We start from the raw sequence: 2,954 nt of genomic DNA on the forward strand, positions 1-2,954 counted from the left end.
ATTAACTTTCATTCAATTTGTAAATGTTTTTGTATTTAATAGAAAAATGAATAATATTAAAATTGCATTAGTTTGATAATGCACTACGAGTTATATTATTCTTTTTTGATTATGGAAGAAGGTAAGACTTACTTTTGATAGAGTATTTTAGGGTTGCTCTTGAAACTATTTAATAACTATTTAGTAGTAATATTCCATTCTATTTTTTCCATTCTTTCTTTTAAGAATTTTATAGTATTCAGAACTTCGTTTTCATCAGGCAGTTGACCATACAATAAGTTGACAAAATCATTTTCGTAAGTTGGTACTAGTTCTTTTTTCCAGATATCATCAATTTTTTTGAAAAAGAGACTTTCATTTGGATGATTGCTAAGCCATTCATTATTATTACGAAAACTTTTAACGTCATCTTCAGCAACTTTTAAGAGCATTTTTGTAAAGTCTTCTGATTCGACAAATTCTATGAATTCTGGTTGTTGTAATAGTTGGTGAAGATCATATGGATGCCTGATTTTATTTTTAAGATCCTGAATAGGATTCTCTGTATATGAAAATTTGACCAAACTCATGATTTTTTCACAAATAGTTCTTGAAGGTTCAAGTACATTCATTTCGAATGCTTGTATTCCAAAATTATTTACATTGTCAATTTGGTTATCTTTTTCTAATACCTCTCCAATAAGGGATTGAATTTTTCTCTTGCTAAAGGGTTCATGATGCCCCAGCCAGCTTGATTCTAATACTATAAAATCTCTAACTTGTCCAAAGTCTCCTTTGAATAGCTTATTATAGAAATGAGCTGTTTTTCGATTCATTCCCATTTTTTTCGTTATTCCATCAACTTCAATTTCTGGAAGCTCATCCTCGATTGCGAGACTTACTGCTTTAAGTTTAGTCTTCAATTTACTGTCTGTCTCATTTTCGTTTCTCAAAACAACCAAATCTATATCTTCCGAGAATCTTTCTATTAATTTATAGCATTTTGATAATGCTGTACCTCCTTTGAATACCACATCTTTTCCAATAGTATTCTGATGGATTTTATATAGAGCTAATGTAACCCAGTAATCCTTTTCCACATAAATAGAGCGTATCTTCATTTTATCTGCAGTAAACCGTATGGCTTGTTCAAATAATTTTTTATCTTTATGTAAATTCATATGAGATTCCATTTTTTTGATTGTTTTAAAATATTTCCAATTCCCATAAACTTATATTTTGTGATTGGATTCAAGGTTTTAAGAATACTGTCAGAATAGTTTTCCAACTGGAGTTCATCCAGTAAAGCTCCTAATAGTGATCGGGTAGAGGGCGGGTACTTCTGAACCAGCCTTACCAATTGCTCTATATCTTTCATTTTGTAATCAGATGCTATAGATAGTAAACGTCCAATTGCTTTCTCGATTGGGGTATCGGGGATTTTTTTAATAAATTTTAAGCAATCCAAGAACTGCAAGTAGGGGATATTTTCGTTGTTTATAATGTTAGGTTGTTTGATAAAATTAATTATATATCTCTCTCTTCTTAAAAATGGTCTTGTGTTATTTTTTCCAATTTGTATGGTGTTACTTACTTGAGTCGTAAGTCCCAAAGAGTTATATATGCTATAACCAGTAAGATATCCAGTGATTTTATTATTTTCTTCCAACAGATCTTTTACAATTTGATATTGATCTGGAAGTAGCTCACCAAATACAGTTGACTCCGGTTTATAAAATTTCCCCTTTGATATCTTTTTGATCTTACCCTTTTCTACCAATCTATTTAAAGCTTTTATAATAGCTTCTTTGTTTTCCACCGATAGGGTAAAGTCCTTATAGGTGAAAATATATCCAGTAGCTAATCTATCAATCTTTACTTTAACAATATCAGATGTTTTCATACATGTATACATTGAAACAAATATAGCAAAATGTCCAGTTATTTACTAAAAAAACTGGACAAAATTGATAATTTATTTGGAGGTTATAGGTAGTCACCGTAGCTTTGCAACATTAGTTGCAAAGCTACGGTGACTACCTTATATCTACTTAGTGGGCGATAAATTTTATAGAACTTATTACCTCAAAATCTGAAATCTTATAATCATCATAAAAGAAAAGCCCATTAATATATCTCTTTATTGGGTGATATAAATCTTTAGGGAATAATCCATTTTGAATGGTCTTATAATCATTAGAAATACTGAAGTATCCTCTAAATTTTCCTCTGCCATGTCTTAAAAAACCAATTCGGGTTAGATATCTTGTTATTTTATGTCTATTAAAATTAGGATCTTTATTATTATTGGTAATTAAAAAATAGTCTTTTATATAAAATGTTCTAATATTACTGATTGCATTGCAACTATTATCTTTCCAGGTTTCTAAAGTAGGTTTCTGTATATACGAAACATCATATAGTTCACATTCTATTTTAATCACATCATTTAGACAAATGAAATAATCACCATCAACTAATAAAGTTTTTTTGTGTAAGTAAATTCCAAATGCCATTTCGGAAATTTCTTTATCTGTATAATCAAGAATGTTTTTTGATTTTCCATAAAGTTCATAAGCTAATCCAGACGATTCAGGATTATTTTTAATTTTATCTAATTTAGATTTAGTTAGAATTTTAATTTCATTCATAATTGCTTTTTAATTCTTTATATATAATTTGTACTAATTTATATCTTATCTAAAATGTGCCAATTGTCTTTAAATAATTTTAGTGAACCATAATTAATTGTTTCTCTTTTTGAACCAATACTTGATCCATAAAATTTTTCTAAGTTTAATAGAATAGATTCACAATCAATGATGTAAAAAGTTGGCTGTTCTCCAATCTTGTTCAAAACGACAAATATGAAATAGTGACCTGGATATACTAATTTAACGTCCAGTAAAAGTTAAGCATAAAACCTTAATTTTAAGATATGAAACAAGAACGAAAAATCTATGATCCTGCTTTCA

At 28.6% G+C, this 2,954-nt stretch carries 3 protein-coding genes; all 3 read right to left on the minus strand.

Annotation, left to right across the window (positions count from 1 at the left end):
* Positions 1–176 precede the first annotated feature (176 nt).
* The 3 genes from F564_RS0117445 to F564_RS0117455 all read right to left on the minus strand — a co-directional run bounded on the left by F564_RS0117445 (position 177) and on the right by F564_RS0117455 (position 2,630).
* The gene (locus F564_RS0117445) at positions 177–1,160 is read right to left on the minus strand and encodes a nucleotidyl transferase AbiEii/AbiGii toxin family protein (protein ID WP_028123709.1); all 984 of its coding nucleotides are present in this window, start codon (positions 1,158–1,160) and stop codon (positions 177–179) included.
* Positions 1,157–1,882 (minus strand): DUF6088 family protein, encoded by a 726-nt coding sequence (locus tag F564_RS0117450; RefSeq protein ID WP_028123710.1) that lies wholly within the window; start codon positions 1,880–1,882, stop codon positions 1,157–1,159. The genes F564_RS0117445 and F564_RS0117450 overlap by 4 nt, the downstream gene beginning before the upstream one ends.
* 148 nt (positions 1,883–2,030) lie before the next feature.
* The gene (locus F564_RS0117455) at positions 2,031–2,630 is read right to left on the minus strand and encodes a hypothetical protein (RefSeq protein WP_028123711.1); all 600 of its coding nucleotides are present in this window, start codon (positions 2,628–2,630) and stop codon (positions 2,031–2,033) included.
* Between the last annotated feature and the right edge of the window lie 324 nt (positions 2,631–2,954).

Origin of the sequence: Epilithonimonas tenax DSM 16811 (assembly GCF_000428485.1) — a bacterium.
In the GTDB taxonomy this organism is placed as follows: domain Bacteria; phylum Bacteroidota; class Bacteroidia; order Flavobacteriales; family Weeksellaceae; genus Epilithonimonas; species Epilithonimonas tenax.

Bases quoted from the DNA above. Each gene is read 5' to 3' on its own strand.
- F564_RS0117445 (WP_028123709.1), bottom strand. From the start codon at position 1,160: ATGAATTTACATAAAGATAAAAAATTATTTGAACAAGCCATACGGTTT.
- F564_RS0117450 (WP_028123710.1), bottom strand. From the start codon at position 1,882: ATGAAAACATCTGATATTGTTAAAGTAAAGATTGATAGATTAGCTACT.
- F564_RS0117455 (WP_028123711.1), bottom strand. From the start codon at position 2,630: ATGAATGAAATTAAAATTCTAACTAAATCTAAATTAGATAAAATTAAA.